General features: G+C 32.4%; 12 protein-coding genes. 5 read left to right on the forward strand and 7 right to left on the reverse strand.

The genetic code is table 11. The features are described 5' to 3' along the window. The first annotated feature begins 84 nt into the window (after positions 1–84). Positions 85–2241, forward strand: coding sequence for a SurA N-terminal domain-containing protein (locus tag A8975_RS02720; RefSeq protein ID WP_134198588.1), 2157 nt, complete (start codon positions 85–87; stop codon positions 2239–2241). 59 nt (positions 2242–2300) lie between these two features. On the opposite strand, the gene A8975_RS02725 is transcribed toward A8975_RS02720, so the two are convergent. Together A8975_RS02725 and A8975_RS02730 are read right to left on the reverse strand one after the other, a co-directional pair. Further along, complete coding sequence (locus A8975_RS02725; RefSeq protein WP_134198589.1) at positions 2301–3206, reverse strand: GYDIA family GHMP kinase; 906 nt, start codon at positions 3204–3206, stop codon at positions 2301–2303. Beyond that, a complete protein-coding gene (locus A8975_RS02730) occupies positions 3206–4507 on the reverse strand; it encodes a hydroxymethylglutaryl-CoA reductase, degradative (protein ID WP_131506032.1) in 1302 nt (433 codons plus the stop codon). Before A8975_RS02730 ends, A8975_RS02725 begins: the two co-directional genes overlap by 1 nt. 218 nt (positions 4508–4725) lie before the next feature. On the opposite strand from A8975_RS02730, the gene A8975_RS02735 reads away from it, so the two are divergent. The 3 genes from A8975_RS02735 to A8975_RS02745 all read left to right on the forward strand — a co-directional run bounded on the left by A8975_RS02735 (position 4726) and on the right by A8975_RS02745 (position 8793). Continuing rightward, positions 4726–6294 (forward strand): peptide MFS transporter, encoded by a 1569-nt coding sequence (locus A8975_RS02735; protein ID WP_131506031.1) that lies wholly within the window; start codon positions 4726–4728, stop codon positions 6292–6294. Between the two features lie 74 nt (positions 6295–6368). Continuing rightward, positions 6369–8156 (forward strand): peptide MFS transporter, encoded by a 1788-nt coding sequence (locus A8975_RS02740; protein ID WP_134198590.1) that lies wholly within the window; start codon positions 6369–6371, stop codon positions 8154–8156. An 88-nt stretch (positions 8157–8244) separates the two neighbouring features. Continuing rightward, positions 8245–8793: a thioredoxin family protein gene (locus A8975_RS02745; RefSeq protein WP_187347835.1), complete on the forward strand. Its 549-nt coding sequence runs from the start codon at positions 8245–8247 to the stop codon at positions 8791–8793. 5 nt (positions 8794–8798) lie between these two features. On the opposite strand, the gene A8975_RS02750 is transcribed toward A8975_RS02745, so the two are convergent. The 5 genes from A8975_RS02750 to surE all read right to left on the reverse strand — a co-directional run bounded on the left by A8975_RS02750 (position 8799) and on the right by surE (position 13653). Then, the gene (locus A8975_RS02750; protein WP_134198591.1) at positions 8799–10835 is read right to left on the reverse strand and encodes a ComEC/Rec2 family competence protein; all 2037 of its coding nucleotides are present in this window, start codon (positions 10833–10835) and stop codon (positions 8799–8801) included. 26 nt (positions 10836–10861) lie between these two features. Continuing rightward, on the reverse strand, positions 10862–11374 hold the full coding sequence (locus A8975_RS02755; protein ID WP_134198592.1) for a C40 family peptidase: 513 nt from the start codon (positions 11372–11374) through the stop codon (positions 10862–10864). A 109-nt stretch (positions 11375–11483) separates the two neighbouring features. Beyond that, on the reverse strand, positions 11484–12599 hold the full coding sequence (gene lpxB, locus A8975_RS02760) for a lipid-A-disaccharide synthase (protein ID WP_134198593.1): 1116 nt from the start codon (positions 12597–12599) through the stop codon (positions 11484–11486). Continuing rightward, complete coding sequence (locus tag A8975_RS02765) at positions 12600–12884, reverse strand: hypothetical protein (protein WP_131506026.1); 285 nt, start codon at positions 12882–12884, stop codon at positions 12600–12602. Further along, on the reverse strand, positions 12877–13653 hold the full coding sequence (surE, locus tag A8975_RS02770; protein ID WP_129759336.1) for a 5'/3'-nucleotidase SurE: 777 nt from the start codon (positions 13651–13653) through the stop codon (positions 12877–12879). Before surE ends, A8975_RS02765 begins: the two co-directional genes overlap by 8 nt. Before the next feature lie 184 nt (positions 13654–13837). Here surE and A8975_RS02775 point away from each other — a divergent pair, with 184 nt between their 5' ends. Continuing rightward, on the forward strand, positions 13838–16003 hold the full coding sequence (locus A8975_RS02775; protein ID WP_134198594.1) for a carboxy terminal-processing peptidase: 2166 nt from the start codon (positions 13838–13840) through the stop codon (positions 16001–16003).

Below are 16003 nucleotides of genomic sequence, written 5' to 3' on the forward strand. Positions count from 1 at the left end.
CATAAAAATCTGTTCTACTACTTTTATTATTTGATATAAAATGGTATTTTCGCGGACTTATATTTTATAAAAGAATACAACAAAATGGCAGTTTTAAATAAAATTAGACAACGTTCACTGTTTTTAATACTAATAATTGCATTAGCATTATTTTCATTTGTACTTTCAGATTTATTCCGAAATAGCAGCGCGCTTTCAGGAGCTTCACAAGATGTTGTGGCTACTGTAAACGGTACTGATATTTTTAGAGAAGATTTTATGAACCAAGTAGAGAACGCTCAAAGAGCTCAAGGACCTGGTGCATCTTCTACACAAACAATGAACAGAATTTATGAGCAAGAAGTAAGAAAAGCAGTTTTAAGTTCACAGTTTGAAGAATTAGGTTTATCTGTTGAGAAAGACCAAATGAGAGAGTTGTTAAAAACTAGTTTTTCTAGCTATCCTGAGTTTAACAACGAAGCTGGTATTTTTGACGAAAATAAGCTTAACGAGTTTATAGCAAACTTAAAAGCAATTCAAAATAATGAGCAAAACAGAGCTCCATTAGGAAACTTCCAACTTAATTATAACGAGTGGGTAACTAACGAAGCTTCTATAGCTAATAGAGCTAAAGAGCAAACATACTTCAATATGATTAGAGCTGGAGTTGTAACTACTTTAGCTGAAGCTGAGACTGAATACTTAATGGAGAATGAAACAGTAGATTTAAAGTTTGTAAATATTCCTTACACTTCAATTGCCGATTCTTTAGTAGAAGTAACAAAATCTGACATTTCAAAATACATCAACGAGCATAAAAGTGAGTATGAAGTAGAAGCAAGTAGAGATATTGTTTATGTTCAATTTGATGAAGTTGCTACTGTTGAAGATGAAAATGAAATCAAAAACAGTTTAACTAATCTATTAGAAGATAGAGTAGAGTTTAATAAAGTAAGTAAGCTAAACGAAACTATTTTAGGGTTTAAAAACACTAAAGATGTAGCAGAGTTTGTAAACTCAAATTCGGATATAAAATACAACGATAAGTTTTTATTCAAGTCTGCGTTACCTGCATCAATTGCTGATAGTATCTTTAAATTAGAAGTAGGAGAGTTTTATGGTCCTTATAAAGAAAATGGATACTACAGCTTAAGCAAGTTGGTAGCTGAAACTCAAATGGCAGACTCAGTTAAAGTACGTCATATCTTAATTCCTCACATGGGAGCAACAAGAGTTGATCCTACAATCACGACTACAGATGCTCAAGCAAAAGCAAAAGCGGATAGTATTTTATCTGTTATCAAGTCTAAGCAAAGTAAGTTTGTTGACCTGTTAGATTTATCTTCTGATACAGTTAGTAATGAAAAACAAGGAGAAATAGAGTTTGGATACAACGATTCTTTTGCTCCTGAGTTTAAAGCATTCTCTTTTGATAATAAAGTAGGAGATATCGACGTAGTTAAAACATCTTTTGGATACCACGTTATTGAAATTTTAGACCAAAAGAATAAAAGTAAAGCTGTTAAAGTAGCTACAGTTTCAAGAGCTATAGAGCCTTCTGAAAAAACAATTGACGAAGTATTTAACACAGCATCTAAATTTGAAATAGCACTTCAAGATGGAGATTTCCAAGAAGTAGCTAAAGAAAACAACTACCAAGTAAAACCTGTAAGTTTTAAAGTTTTAGATGAAAATATACCAGGATTAGGAAGTCAAAGAGCTATTGTTCGTTGGGCTTTTGAAGGAGAAACTAAAGTAGGTGACTACAAAAGATTTACAGTTCCTGGAGGAGGTTATGCAGTTGTACAAGTGGTTAAGAAAAACGAAGCAGGATTAATGTCCCCTGAAAACGCTTCTGCTACAGCAATTAGCAAAATCAGAAATGAGAAGAAAGCTAAAATGATTAAAGATAAAATTTCTGGTACTACTATAGACGAAATCGCAAAAGCTAATAAAGTAGCAGCTTTAACTGCAACAGCAGTAACAATGAAAAGCCCAACAATTTCAGGTGCTGGACGTGAGCCTAAGGTAGTAGGTGTAGCTTTTGGAATGAAAGAAGGCGAAATTTCAAAGCCAATTGATGGTGTTAAAGGTGTATATGTAGTTGAAGTTACTAAAGCAACTCCTGCATCTAAACTAGATAACTACCAACCAATCGCTAACAGATTAAGTGCTACAAGAGGAAGCAGTGTGTTAACTAAAGCATACAATGCACTTAAAGAAGCTAGTGATATCGAAGATAACAGAGCGAATTTCTACTAATAAGAAAGTCACATAATAAAATAAAAACTCCACTGAAAAGTGGAGTTTTTTTTATGTGTTTAAATAACCATTTCAGAATAAGGAAGTATTACATCAAAACCTTTGTCTTTAAAATAAGGGCTTGGGTTAGTCTCTGATGTTGCTAAAACAAAATCACCTCCCCAAGCACCAAGACTTTTTACACTTCCGTTAAAGTCGCTAAAAAGAGTGTGTTTTACAGGTTCTTGTTTTATGAGTTTGCTTATAATACTTTCGTGAGTTGTAATGAGCTTGTTGAATTCTGTTAACGTTTCGCAAGAAATACAAGCTAAAGTAATAGCATTTATTTCAGAAATAGAAGCACTAATATTTGTTGAGTTAGACTTGTATTGCGCAATACCATCTCTACTATTTTGTTTTTTGTTAAGGTAAACGAAATAGAGTTGCTCTTTAAAGCCTGGGTTAAATTCAACTGTGTTAATTGTTTTGCTCTTGTTAGGTTGAAGTTGATAGGTTAATGGAGAACTATGTTGCGCACAAGCAATATCATAACCACTTCCGCCAAAAGTAAGCTCTAATAGTCTGTAAGCATCTACATTTACCCAATTAGCAATATTGTTAATTAAAGTTGAAGAGGTTCCAAGTCCCCAATGTCTTGGGAAATCCAATAGCGTTGCAATTTCAAAGCCGTTAGAATTTTCAAAAAAGTTTGGGTTAAGTTGTTTTACAGCATTAAATATTTCAATTAGTCGCTTTGAAAATGGGTTGTCGTAATCGCTACTAGAAAGGTTATTTAAAAGAAACACCTCTTCAAACCAAATAGCTCCAGTTTCATCAAAACTTTTCCAAATAATTTTAGACTCATTAATAGGTTCAACAACCATTGATTGACCAAAATCGGTTGGAATAGCTAATGATAAAGCTCCATCCAATACTACATATTCTGCAGTTAATAATAATTTTCCGTTACTAAAAAAAGTTTGCATTAACGTCTTAAGTTTTCAATAGCTTCAATTACTGCACTATGTGTTATGGTATTGGACTTAAAATGCTCAACAAGTTGTTCTTTTTCTTCTAAAGTAGCTTCAAACTGATTTAAAATATTCATCAAGTGCATTTTCATGTGACCTTGTTGAATTCCTGTAGTTACCAGTGAGCGTATTGCGGCAAAGTTTTGCGCTAATCCAGCAACAGCAACTATTTGCATTAGCTCTTTAGCTGATGGTTTGTTTAACATTTCTAAAGAAAGTTTCACTAATGGATGTAAACTTGTAAGTCCTCCAACAGTTCCAAGTGCTAGAGGAATTTCAATCCAAAACTTGAAGATGCCATCTTTTACTTCAGCATGTGTAAGACTACTATATACTCCGTTTCTAGAGGCATACGCATGAACTCCCGCTTCAACAGCTCTAAAATCATTACCAGTAGCCAAAACAACAGCATCAATACCATTCATAATGCCTTTGTTGTGAGTTACAGCTCTGTAAGGTTCAACTTCAGCTATATTTACAGCTTGTAAAAACTTATTAGCAAAGTCCTCGCCTGTAATAGAGTTGTCATCACTTAAGGCATTAACAGGACAACTTACTTCGGCTTTTACCAAGCAATCAGGTACATAATTAGACAAAATGCTCATTACAATTTCTATGGAATTGTCAAGCTTACTTTCAGCTTCAGTTTTTAAAGTTTTAGCAAACTGCTCTAAACAAGAGTTAATAAAGTTTGCTCCCATAGCATCAAGCGTTTCAAAGGTTGCATGCAGTTGATAGTAGCCTTCAATAGCATTGGTTTTGTCACGTAGCTCAATATCTAGAATACCTCCACCACGTGCTTGCATGTTTTTGGTGATTGCATGAGTGTCTTCAATAAGTTTTGACTTTGTAGAATTAAAAAAAGACTTGAGTTTTTCAGTATCGCCATTAAAAATAAAATGAACTTGTCCTATTTTAGTGGTTGAAATAACTTCAGCTTTAAAACCACCACGATCTGACCAAAACTTAGCAGCTTTACTAGCAGCTGCAACTACTGAGCTCTCTTCAATAGCCATTGGAATAGTGTAAGTTTTGTCGTTAATTAAAAAATTGGGAGCAACTCCTAAAGGCAAATAGTAGTTGGTGATTGTGTTTTCAATGAATTCATCATGAAGTTGTTGTAGCTTCTCGTTAGAATTCCAATATTGTTTTAATACAGTTTTGGCAGCTTCTTTATTAGAAAAATAAGTGTCTACAATCCAGTCGATTTTTTTGGATTTAGATAGTTTTGAAAACCCAGAAATAGTTTTGCTCATTAATTTTTATTTATGTCTACAAAGATACTATTCTTGTGTTTAAAATACTTTGCCAAGCGTAATATTGCACATTTAACTGTTAATAGTTACGGTTTTTTGCATAATTTTTAGTAAACTTGACATCATTTTGCTAAAAATTTAAGGCGGTTCCTTAAAAGCAAAAATAAAGGTGTGTTACCTTTTAAAAATCAATAAATTACTAACTAATAATAAATTTCATGTCAGCTACAACACTAAAGCCACACCAAAGAGAACTTTGGGGACATCCAGTAGGATTATACATTTTGTTTTTTACTGAAATGTGGGAACGTTTTTCTTATTACGGAATGCGAGCGTTATTAACACTATACTTGGTAGAAAAAACAACAGCAGATAATCCAGGTCTAGGATGGTTAGATTCTGAATCTATAATGCTTTATGGTTGGTACACCATGTTGGTTTATGTAATGTCCATACCTGGTGGTATGATTGCAGATAAGTTTTTAGGACAAAAGAAGGCGGTTCTTTATGGAGCACTAATTTTAGTAGCTGGTCATGGTATTCTTGCTTTTGAGCCTATGTGGGCTTTTTATACTGGTTTAGGCTTAATTGTCTTAGGAGTCGGACTCTTAAAACCTAATATTTCTACAATGGTAGGAGGCCTGTATAAACAAGGAGACATTAGAAGAGATAAAGGATTTAGTATTTTTTATATTGGTATTAATTTAGGGTCACTTTTAGCAACATTTATAGTTGGATATGTAGGTGAAAAAATAGGATGGCATTACGGTTTTGGATTAGCAGGAATTGCAATGTTGTTTGGGTTAATGGTTTACATGTATGGTCAAAAGTTTTTGATTAACGTTGGGAATAAGCCAACCGAAGAGGATAAGAAAACTGATGTTTCATTAGGTAAGTTATTTGGTGATTTAATGAAGTCTCCATTGAACCTTGTAATTGTTTTGCTTATAATAGGTTATGCGTTTTATGCAGGGTTTAGCTATGATGGTATTGATAGTTGGGGTTATACAGCCTTATACATATTTATTGCTTTAGTAGCAGGTGTAATGATGATGATATATAAAAACTTAGAAACACAAGTATCAAGAGATAGGTATTTGGTTTTATTATTATCATTCCTAATTGTTATTGTGTTTTGGGGAGCGTTTGAGCAAGCAGGTGGATTAATGAGTATTTACACCAAAACCAAAACCGATAGAACTTTATTTGGATGGGATATTCCAGCAACATGGTTCCAAGGTTTAAATGCAGGATTTATTATCATATTTGCAACCATTGTTGCAGGATATTGGGCAAAAAGAAAATTAAAAGGTAAAGAGGCTTCGTCATTATTTAAAATGGCTGTTGGTACAATGATTATGGGATTAGGTTTTGTATTCATGATTTTTGCAGCTTCAGAGTACAATGCTAATGGTAGCTCAGGAATGCAATGGCTTGTTTTGGCTTATTTATTCCATACTATTGGAGAGTTATGTTCTTCGCCTGTAGCCTTATCGTTTATTACAAAATTAGCACCTGTAAAATATGCCTCATTAATGATGGGAGTTTATTTTGCAGCAACAGGATTAGGTAATAAAGTGGCAGGAGTTATTGGAGAATCTGCATCAGAATTTGGTGAATATGCAATCTTCTCAGGAATTACAATTTTTACTGTTCTATTTGGTTTACTTGTAATTTTGTTACTTAAACCTCTAAAACGTCTTACACATGGAGCTGAAGATAACGAGCGTGAAATCTCAAGTGACGAAACTGAAGGTTTTGAATTAGCTGATTCTGAAGCAAACTAACTTAATATTAAATATAAAACCCTTGCTAATTTGTACAAGCAAGGGTTTCTCTTTTTTTAACTAAAACTAACACTATGAATACTGATATTGAAAATCTGTTTAAAGACAAGGTTATTGGTCATCCTGCTGGATTATTTGTTATTTTCTTTACCGAAATGTGGGAACGTTTTTCATTTTATGGAATGAAAATACTTTTAGTGCTGTTTTTAACAGCTCCCTTTTTAAGTGATAATCCTGGATGGGAGTGGTCTCGTGAAAACGCTTTGGCGCTGATAGGTACCTATTCTTCATTACTATACTTAACGCCAATTGTAGGAGGATGGTTAGCCGATAAATACACAGGTTATAAAGGAGCAGTTATCATAGGATGTTTTATTATGATGTTGGGTCATGCAGCAATGGTTTTTGAAACGACTTGGTCTTTATACTTAGGATTAGCATTATTGGTAATTGGTACAGGTTTTTTTAAGCCTAATATGACTTCTATGATTTCTGAAATGTATAGAGGAAAGGAATCCAAAAAAGATGGTGCTTACACTATTTACTATATGGGTGTTAATGCAGGCGCTTTCTTTGGAATGATGCTTTGCGGTTATTTAGCTGAAAACGTTGGTTGGAGTTATGGTTTTGGTCTTGCAGGTATTTTTATGCTTGGTGGATTAATTCAATTTTGGTTAGCTAAAGATTTGTTTGGTGCTATAGGAGCTAAACCTACAAAAGTTCATGAAGTTGAGTTGCCTCAAAACATTAATGAGGAAAGTCCAAAAGAACATAATGTTACAGCACCTGTAAAAGATAAATTAAACCCTTTTAAAAGCTTTGATTTAATACTCATTGCATTATCGTCAATTGGAGGTTTGCTGTACTTATTTAATGATCCTATGTCTAAAATAGGGAATATTAATATGCTTAACTTTAATATTGGTCCATTTGATGGCTCAAGTGTTGTTATTGTTTTAGCATTGATTTTGTTTTTAATTCTAATTATCAGTAGGATTATACGATATACACCAATAGTTAGAGATAAAATTATTGCTGTTTCCATATGTGGTGTATTTACAGTTATTTTCTTTGCAGCGTTTGAACAGTCCTTAGGTTCTATGACTCTTTTTGCTAGAGATTATACTGCTCGTGCTTTAACAGGAAACTCTGCAACTGTGTTTAAAATAATAGACTCAATTCTTACAGTTGTACCGCTTGCAATCATTACTTGGGTGTTATACTTGTTGTTTAAAAAGACATTTTCTAAAATTGCTTTATCTAATATAGTGTTAGCTGCTACTTTTGTGTTTTTATGGTATGTAGTGTTTTATAAAATAAATAATGAATTCAGTAAAGATGCTACTGAAGTTGGTGCATCATGGTTTGGAATTTTAAATTCTTTCTTTATTATTACGTTAGCACCATTATTTTCAAAGTGGTGGGAAAGTAAATACAACCCAAGTGCTGCTATGAAATATGGTATTGGTTTAATGTTATTAGGGTTAGGTTTTGGAGTGTTAGTTTTTGGTACTTTAGGAATTCCTCAAGGTGCTAAAACAGCATCTGTTAGTATGGTGTTTTTAATATTTGCTTACCTATTCCACACTATGGGAGAGTTGTGTATTTCGCCAGTGGGCTTATCTTACTTAAGTAAACTAGTACCAGCTAGAATGATTGGGTTTATGTTTGGTATTTGGTATCTAGCTATTGCTATAGGTCAAAAAGCTGCTGGGACTATGGGAGGAATGATTGATAAAATTACTGAGCAATACAGTTTGTCTACATTCTTTTTAATATTTACTCTTGTTCCTGCAGGATTTGGTTTACTCGCAATGCTATTAAATCCTTTACTTAAAAAGTTAATGCACGAAGTGAGATAATCGAGTAATTCGTTAAAATAAACGTAAAATGCTCCTCTTTTGGAGCATTTTTTGTAAGTTCGGAATAACTTTTGCAACAAATGAGATTATGAAAAAACTTAGATATTTATTAGTATTTGCATTATTAACTACAGTTAGTAGTGTAGCTCAGGAGATTAATTGGGTGACTTTTGAAGAAGCTCTGAAACTTCAAAAAGAAAAACCTAAAAAAATTATGATGGACGTGTATACAAATTGGTGTGGTCCATGTAAAATGTTAGACCGAAACACATTTCAAAATAAAGATGTGGCAGATTATGTAAACGAGCATTACTATGCTGTTAAGTTTAATGCCGAAGGAAATGATAAGGTTACTTATGAAGGCAAAACATTTACTAATAAAAGCTACAAGCCAGAATTGGCAAATCGTAGAAATGGAGTTCATGAGTTAACAAGGCATTTAAAAGTAAGTGCATATCCTACTATCGTGTTTTTTGATGAAGAAGGAAAAGTGCTTACGCCTTTAAGAGGTTATCAAAAGCCTCAACAAATAGAGTTGTACTTAAAACTCTTCAAAAACGATGAACACAAGAACATGACCTCTCAAGAGGATTTCAATGCGTATTACACTGCATTTGAACCAAAGTTTCAAGGTTAAAAATACTATTCAATAATAAACGCTCCCTTTTCACTAGTTTGATGGAAAGGGAGTTTTTGTTTTAAGCACGTTGCTTTCCATCGTTTAATGTAAGATTTGTAATTGCTACCATCAGCAATAATGACCTCTGGTTGAATAGAGTCTATCAAACGTTGCAAATTAATCTTAGGAGAGTTACGAAGTAATACATAATTAGGCTTAAACACTGTAACATTGTAAACACCCAAACTATCTACTACTAATACCATTTTGTTTTGAACTTTATAGATAGATTTCAGTGAGTCTGTTTTAAAACTTTCAATAAAATTGCCAACTCTGTAGTTTTTAATGACTTTATCATTTTTAAAACTTGTACTGTCTAGGTTATGATAAACTATCATATTTCTATTAGATTTTTCAGTAATCAAACTGTATCTGCTTTTATGAAATACGATAAATTGTTTATTAGATGTCTCATATTTTGTATAAATCAAAACACCTTGAAATACCATAATAGTGATAAGCATGAAAGTTAAACTCTTAAAGTTCCTTTTCTTATTAAGTACAAAAATTGAAACAACAATTAAGTAACTGCTTAAAACATGAGCTAAACTAAAAGGGATATCTCTAAATAAAAATGTTTCTTGTTTGGATACCCAAGCAACAATTAAATTCATTGCATTAATTGTACTTCCAAAAAAATTAGCAAGAAATTCAGGAAGGCTATTTAAAACTGCTAAAACAATGACTAGAATACCTAGACCTAAAATCAATCCTAAAAAAGGAATTATAGCAAGGTTTGAAATAAAAAATAAACTAGGAAACTGATGAAAGTAATAAAGACTCACAGGTATGATTCCAAATTGCGCACTTACTGTAACTGTGAAAATTTGCCAAAAATAGTCCAGCGGCTTTATTTTAGTTGACCATAGTTTGTAAAGTATAGGCTGAAACGTAACAATAGCAATAACTGCTAGATAACTAAGTTGAAACCCAACATCAAATAAAAACATAGGTTTGATGAGTAGCAATATAAAAATAGATATGGCTAGTGTGTTGTAAATGTTTGTTGGTCGCTTCCAGTTTATAGCAATGGCAACAATGCTAAACATGGTTACAGCTCTAGTAACTGATGCTGATAATCCTGCTATAATGGCAAAGCTCCAAAGCAGAAGGAGTATGCACAGTATTTTGATTGGTTTACCATGTTTAAGACGTTCTAAAGGTTTTAATAAAACATTTAGTAAGAGTAATATAATGCCAACATGAAGTCCAGAAACAGCAAGAATGTGTATTGCTCCAGCATTGGTGTAGTTGTTGTAAACGTCTTCGCTTATATCTTGTCGTTGTCCTAAAAGTAAAGCATTTATAATTGCGAGTTCATCAGGAGCGAAGTTGTATGTTTTCAATTTTGCATTTATAGTATTTCTAAGTGCTGCTGCATAACCAAAAATAGTATTGCTCTTGGACTTTGTTTTATAAATGGACTGTTGATTGGTGAAAATTTGATGATAGATATATTGCTTCTCTAAATAGTTTTTATAATTGAATTGATTTGGATTTAGAGGGTTAATCAAATCTTTTATAGGAGAGTATGTGATATAAATATCATCGGTTTTTAAGCGTTTTAAAGTAGAATCTTTTTCAATGTTTAATAAAGATTTTCCATTAACAATAGTTGAGTCAACCTTTAAAATGTCAATGATGTATTTATTGTAGTAGTTCCCTGGTTTTAGTTGTTTTCGTATTTTAAATGTAATTTCTTTTGAAGCCGATTCATCTATATTCACTACTTTGGTGTAGTGATTAAAAAAATGTTTTTCATCATGAAGGTTATGAGTTAACACACCTATACTTATCGTAGTAATAAAAGTAATTAGTCCAAACCAAATGGAGTTTTTAAACTTGTTTTTAAGATAGAGAAAGCATAAAAATAAAAGACAGATTAAACTAAGACTAGTATATAATGATAGTTGTAATGGAATTGTAATATAATAACCTATATAAATCCCGATAACTAAACAAAGCGTTAATTTTATAAGAGTAAAATTTAGTAACTTCATAGTCTAAGTTACTAAAAAATAATGGTTTACAATACTCTTCGCGCTTGTACGAATGCAAAATACCAATACCGTTCAGCTAACGACGATATAATCACTCCTGCACTTGTCGAAGCATGAATAAACTCTACATTGCCTTCGCTAGCAAAAGTAACTATGCCAACATGATTAACTTTTCGGCTATTTTTTCTTGTTGCGAAAAACATTAAATCTCCTTTTTGAACTTCTTTAAGGTCTATCCAATCTCCTGTAACCGAAAGGTCTGAGGTTGTCCTAGGTAGCATAATATTTTCACTCTTAAAAGCTGTCATTACCAGTCCAGAGCAATCCATTCCCTTTTTGGTAGTTCCACCATATTTGTAGCGAACACCATCAAATTGTTTAGCATAGTCTACGATACTTTCAGCAAGTGCATTTGATGTTGTGTTAGTTGCCCTTTTTTCGGTTTTGGCAGTGGTTTTATGTGAGCTTTTGGCTTTTTTTGAGGATTTACAACTATTCAAACAGATAAGCGCTAGTAGCAGTATAGTAAAGTTTTTCATGTATTGAATTTGTGACTAAAATTAAGAATTGAAACAAAATAAAAACAATAAATTATTAGTTTGGGAAGGCTTTTGAATAGTTATGAAAACTCTTATCAACAAACCTGTTTTAATTTAAGCTTTTAAAAATCAATTCAGCAGTTTTATTACTTGCGCCTTTGCCTCCTAATTTTTTTTCTAAATCATAGTAGTTCAAGAAAAATTTCACACGTTGATAATCGTCTAGAATAATTTTTAATTCTTGCTTTAAACGTTTGGTGTTAAAATCATCCTGAATCAATTCGGTAACTACTTCTTTGTCCATAATAAGGTTTACCAATGAGATGTATTTAATATGTTTTACCAATCGTTTTCCTATTTGGTAAGATAACCAACTTCCTTTGTAGCATACTACTTCAGGAACTTTAAATAATGCAGTTTCTAAAGTTGCAGTGCCAGAAGTTACTAATGCAGCGTAGGATACACTGAGTAAATCATAAGTTCGGTTGCTAATAAAACTTACGTTGTTATTTGTGATAAAAGGCTCATAAAAACTATAATCTTGACTTGGTGCTCCGGCAATTACAAACTGATAACCAGGAAAATCGTCAACAACACTAAGCATAACCGATAACATCTTTTTAATTTCCTGCTTTCGGCTTCCTGGTAGTAAAGCAATAATAGGTTTTTTGTTGAGCTCATGTTCTGCTCTAAAACTATATTCATCAACTTGTTGTCGTGCTCCAATAGCGTCAATTAATGGATGACCAACAAAGTTCACAGGATAATTATGCTTGTCTTCATAAAATTCTTTTTCAAAAGGAAGAATAACATGCATGTGGTCGACATCTCGTTTTATATCCTTAATACGATTTTCTTTCCAAGCCCAAATTTGTGGGGAAATATAGTAATGTGTTTTGTAGCTTTTTTGTTTTGCCCATTTAGCAATGCGTAAATTAAAACCAGGATAATCAATAAAAATGATAGTATCAGGATTGTATTGTTCAATATCCTTTTTGCAAAATGCTAAGTTTTTGGTTATGGTTCTTAAATTCATAACCACTTCAATAAAACCCATAAAGGCTAAATCCTTGTAGTGTTTTACCAGAGAGTTGTTTACAGCTTGCATGAGGTCGCCTCCCCAAAACCTAAATTCAGCATTTACATCAATTTTTTGTAATGCTTTCATAAGGTTTGAGCCATGTAAATCACCTGACGCTTCTCCTGCAATTATGTAATACTTCATCTATAAATACTTTACCAAAAATGTAAATACAGCTATTAAAACCGTAGCTAAAAGCACACCTCTAGCTCTATAATCTTGTTTCTTTTTTATGAAAATAAAAAACGCACCTAAATTTAAAATAGCTCCTATACTTACTAATTTACTAAAAAAACCTTCCGCTAAGGATTGCCTAATAGTAGTTTCAATATCATCGCCATTTCCAAAAAGATAGACTGCTAATATTAAACCCATAAAATTAGCAATTAATCCAACAATAAATCCAATAAAAACTTCCTTTTTAACCATTCAATTTCCATGTGTTTAAGTTTTGTATGCAATGATGGGCTGTCAAATCAAATTGTATTGGTACTACTGAAACATAACCGTTTTTTAAAGCCCATTCATCAGTATCTTCACCTTTGTCTAAGTTAACAAATTTACCTGTTAACCAGTAATATTCTCGACCTTGTGGGTTTTTACGTTTGTCAAATTCTTCTTCCCAATTCGCTTTAGCTTGTCGGCATACTTTTATGCCTTTTATATCTTTTTTGGGAAGATTAGGAAGATTTACATTTAAAACCACTCCTTTTGGCAAACCTTCTTTTAAAACATTTTCAGCAATAGTTTTTACAAAGGATTTTGTGGCTTTAAAATTAGCGTTCCAATTGTAATCTAAAAGTGAAAACCCTATAGCAGGAATGCCTTCAATACCAGCTTCAATAGCTGCACTCATTGTTCCTGAATAGATAACATTTATAGATGAGTTTGAACCATGGTTTATACCTGAAACACAAAGGTCTGGTTTGCGGTCAAAAATTTCATTTATAGCAAGTTTTACACAGTCGGCAGGTGTACCAGAACAACTGTATTCTCTTTGTTTACCTTCGTCAATTTTTATCTCTTCTACAAACAGTGTTGAATTAATAGTAATTGCGTGTCCCATTCCGCTTTGAGGACTATCAGGAGCTACAACAATAACGTCTCCAATGCTATTCATAACTTCAATTAAAGTTCTAATTCCTGGAGCAGTTATGCCATCGTCGTTTGTAACTAAAATAAGAGGTCTTTTTGCCATAAAATATATTGTTGTTTGTTAGCTGCTAAAATAAATAAAACCCTTCAATTACCTGTTATGTTAGGTTTAACAAAAAATTAGTAGGGCTATATTTTATTGGCACGGTTTTTTCTTTTATTTTAGTGAAAAATATAACTTAATTTTTGTAGTTATATACAGTTAAAGTATAAATATGAAAGATATTATGAAAAGGAACTATAAAATTTTGCTTTTGGTTTTACTACTTGCATTTGCTTCTTGTAGTTTTACCTCAAAAACCTTTGAAGACCCTAACAAAGATAAATTACTTATTCAACTTATTAGTTATGTTTTAAATGAAGGTCATTTCAGTCCAGTTGACGTAGATGATGATTTTTCAGGATTAGTGTTTGATGATTATATAAAGCAATTAGATCCATTAAAGCGTTATTTTTATGAGTCGGATATTGAGGAATTCAGTGCTTATAGAAATAGTATTGATGATCAGATTAAAGAATACGATTTAACGTTCTTTAATTTAACTCATGAAAGACTATTAAAGCGTATGGAAGAGTCTAAAGAAATCTACAAAGAAGTGCTGTCAAAACCTTTTGACTTCAATGTGGACGAAGATTTTTCTACCGATTATGATTCAATGCCTTATGTGACATCTAAAAAAGAAATGAAAGAGCGTTGGAGACAACAGCTTAAGTTTTCAACTATAGCTAATTATGATGATTTATTAGTGCAGCAAGAACGTGGGTCTAAAAATAAAGATCCAGAAATGGCATTTGATGAAAATAGTGATGCTGCAAATACAGTAAAAACTGAAAAACAACTAGAAGAAGAAGCTAGAGAAGCAACGTTAAACTCTTTAAATGAACTGTACGCCTTTATAGGTGAAAGGCAACGTAAAGATTGGTTTTCAGTGTATATCAATGCAATTGTTGAGGAGTATGATCCACATACGTTTTATTTTGCACCAGAAGATAAAGATCGTTTTGATGTAGATATGTCTGGTAATTTTGAAGGTATTGGAGCAAGACTTCAAAAGAAAATGGATGCTATTTTGGTTAACGAAATTATCAGTGGTGGTCCAGCTTGGAGACAAAACGAACTTCAGGTAGGAGACCAAATAATGAAAGTAAAGCAAGAAGATGAAGAAGAGGCTGTAAGTGTTGTTGGTATGCGTTTAGACGATGCTATCAAATTCATAAAAGGACCAAAAGGTACTGATGTAACCTTAACTTTGAAAAAAGTTGATGGTACAATAGAAGACATTACAATTACTAGAGATATTGTTGAACTGGAAGAAACTTATGCAAAATCTTCAACAGTAATTAAAGACAACAAAACATTTGGAGTTATCAATTTACCTAAGTTTTATGTTGATTTTGACGATTACAATAAAAGAAATGCGGCTTCAGATGTAAAACAAGAAATCATAAGATTAAAGCAACAAGGTATGGAAGGTCTTGTGTTAGATCTTAGAGATAATGGAGGAGGATCGCTTCAAACGGTTGTAGATATGGCAGGATTGTTTATTAAAGATGGTCCAATAGTTCAAGTTAAAACTACAGGTGAGCCAAAAGAAGTTTTAAAGGATAGAGATATGTCTATTGTTTGGGATGGACCGTTAGTAATATTGGTTAACGAACTTTCTGCTTCAGCATCTGAAATTTTAGCTGCTGCAATGCAAGATTATAAAAGAGCAATAGTTATTGGAAGTAAACAAACCTATGGTAAAGGAACAGTGCAAAATGTACTAGACCTTAATAGAATGGTGAGAAATAATTCCAATGGAGATATGGGAGCGTTAAAGTTCACGACTCAAAAATTCTACAGAATTAATGGTGGTTCAACGCAGTTGGAAGGAGTAAAGAGTGATATTGTAGTTCCAGACCGTTATAAGTATATTGGTATTGGTGAAAGAACGTATGACAGTCCTTTAGAATGGGATAAAATTGATGCTGCTGATTATGACCTTTGGGAGAACTATTACGATTATGAAACTACAATTTCAAAAAGTAGAGAGCGTATGGCTAATAGTGATCAGTTAAAGTTAATTGATGAAAATGCTAAATGGATTAATACTATTAGAGAAACAGAAAACTTTTCTCTTAACTATAAAAAATACAAAGAGCGTTTAAATACTAATGAAGAAGAGGCGAAACGTTTTGAAAAAATAGCAGATTACAAAACTAATCTTACATTTAATTCATTGCCTTATGAAATTAAATTAATGGAGCAAGACTCTGTTTTAAAACAAAAGCGTGAGCGTTGGCACCAAAATTTAAGTAAGGATGTGTATATTGAAGAGGCTTTAAATGTTTTAAACGATCTTAAAATGACCTATGGTGTTAAAACAAAAGTAGCTGCAGTAAAAGATTAA

Origin of the sequence: Meridianimaribacter flavus, assembly GCF_004366715.1 — a bacterium.
Lineage (GTDB): Bacteria > Bacteroidota > Bacteroidia > Flavobacteriales > Flavobacteriaceae > Gaetbulibacter_B > Gaetbulibacter_B jejuensis.

Bases quoted from the DNA above. Each gene is read 5' to 3' on its own strand.
- A8975_RS02720 (WP_134198588.1), top strand. From the start codon at position 85: ATGGCAGTTTTAAATAAAATTAGACAACGTTCACTGTTTTTAATACTA.
- A8975_RS02725 (WP_134198589.1), bottom strand. From the start codon at position 3,206: ATGCAAACTTTTTTTAGTAACGGAAAATTATTATTAACTGCAGAATAT.
- A8975_RS02730 (WP_131506032.1), bottom strand. From the start codon at position 4,507: ATGAGCAAAACTATTTCTGGGTTTTCAAAACTATCTAAATCCAAAAAA.
- A8975_RS02735 (WP_131506031.1), top strand. From the start codon at position 4,726: ATGTCAGCTACAACACTAAAGCCACACCAAAGAGAACTTTGGGGACAT.
- A8975_RS02740 (WP_134198590.1), top strand. From the start codon at position 6,369: ATGAATACTGATATTGAAAATCTGTTTAAAGACAAGGTTATTGGTCAT.
- A8975_RS02745 (WP_187347835.1), top strand. From the start codon at position 8,245: ATGAAAAAACTTAGATATTTATTAGTATTTGCATTATTAACTACAGTT.
- A8975_RS02750 (WP_134198591.1), bottom strand. From the start codon at position 10,835: ATGAAGTTACTAAATTTTACTCTTATAAAATTAACGCTTTGTTTAGTT.
- A8975_RS02755 (WP_134198592.1), bottom strand. From the start codon at position 11,374: ATGAAAAACTTTACTATACTGCTACTAGCGCTTATCTGTTTGAATAGT.
- lpxB (WP_134198593.1), bottom strand. From the start codon at position 12,599: ATGAAGTATTACATAATTGCAGGAGAAGCGTCAGGTGATTTACATGGC.
- A8975_RS02765 (WP_131506026.1), bottom strand. From the start codon at position 12,884: ATGGTTAAAAAGGAAGTTTTTATTGGATTTATTGTTGGATTAATTGCT.
- surE (WP_129759336.1), bottom strand. From the start codon at position 13,653: ATGGCAAAAAGACCTCTTATTTTAGTTACAAACGACGATGGCATAACT.
- A8975_RS02775 (WP_134198594.1), top strand. From the start codon at position 13,838: ATGAAAAGGAACTATAAAATTTTGCTTTTGGTTTTACTACTTGCATTT.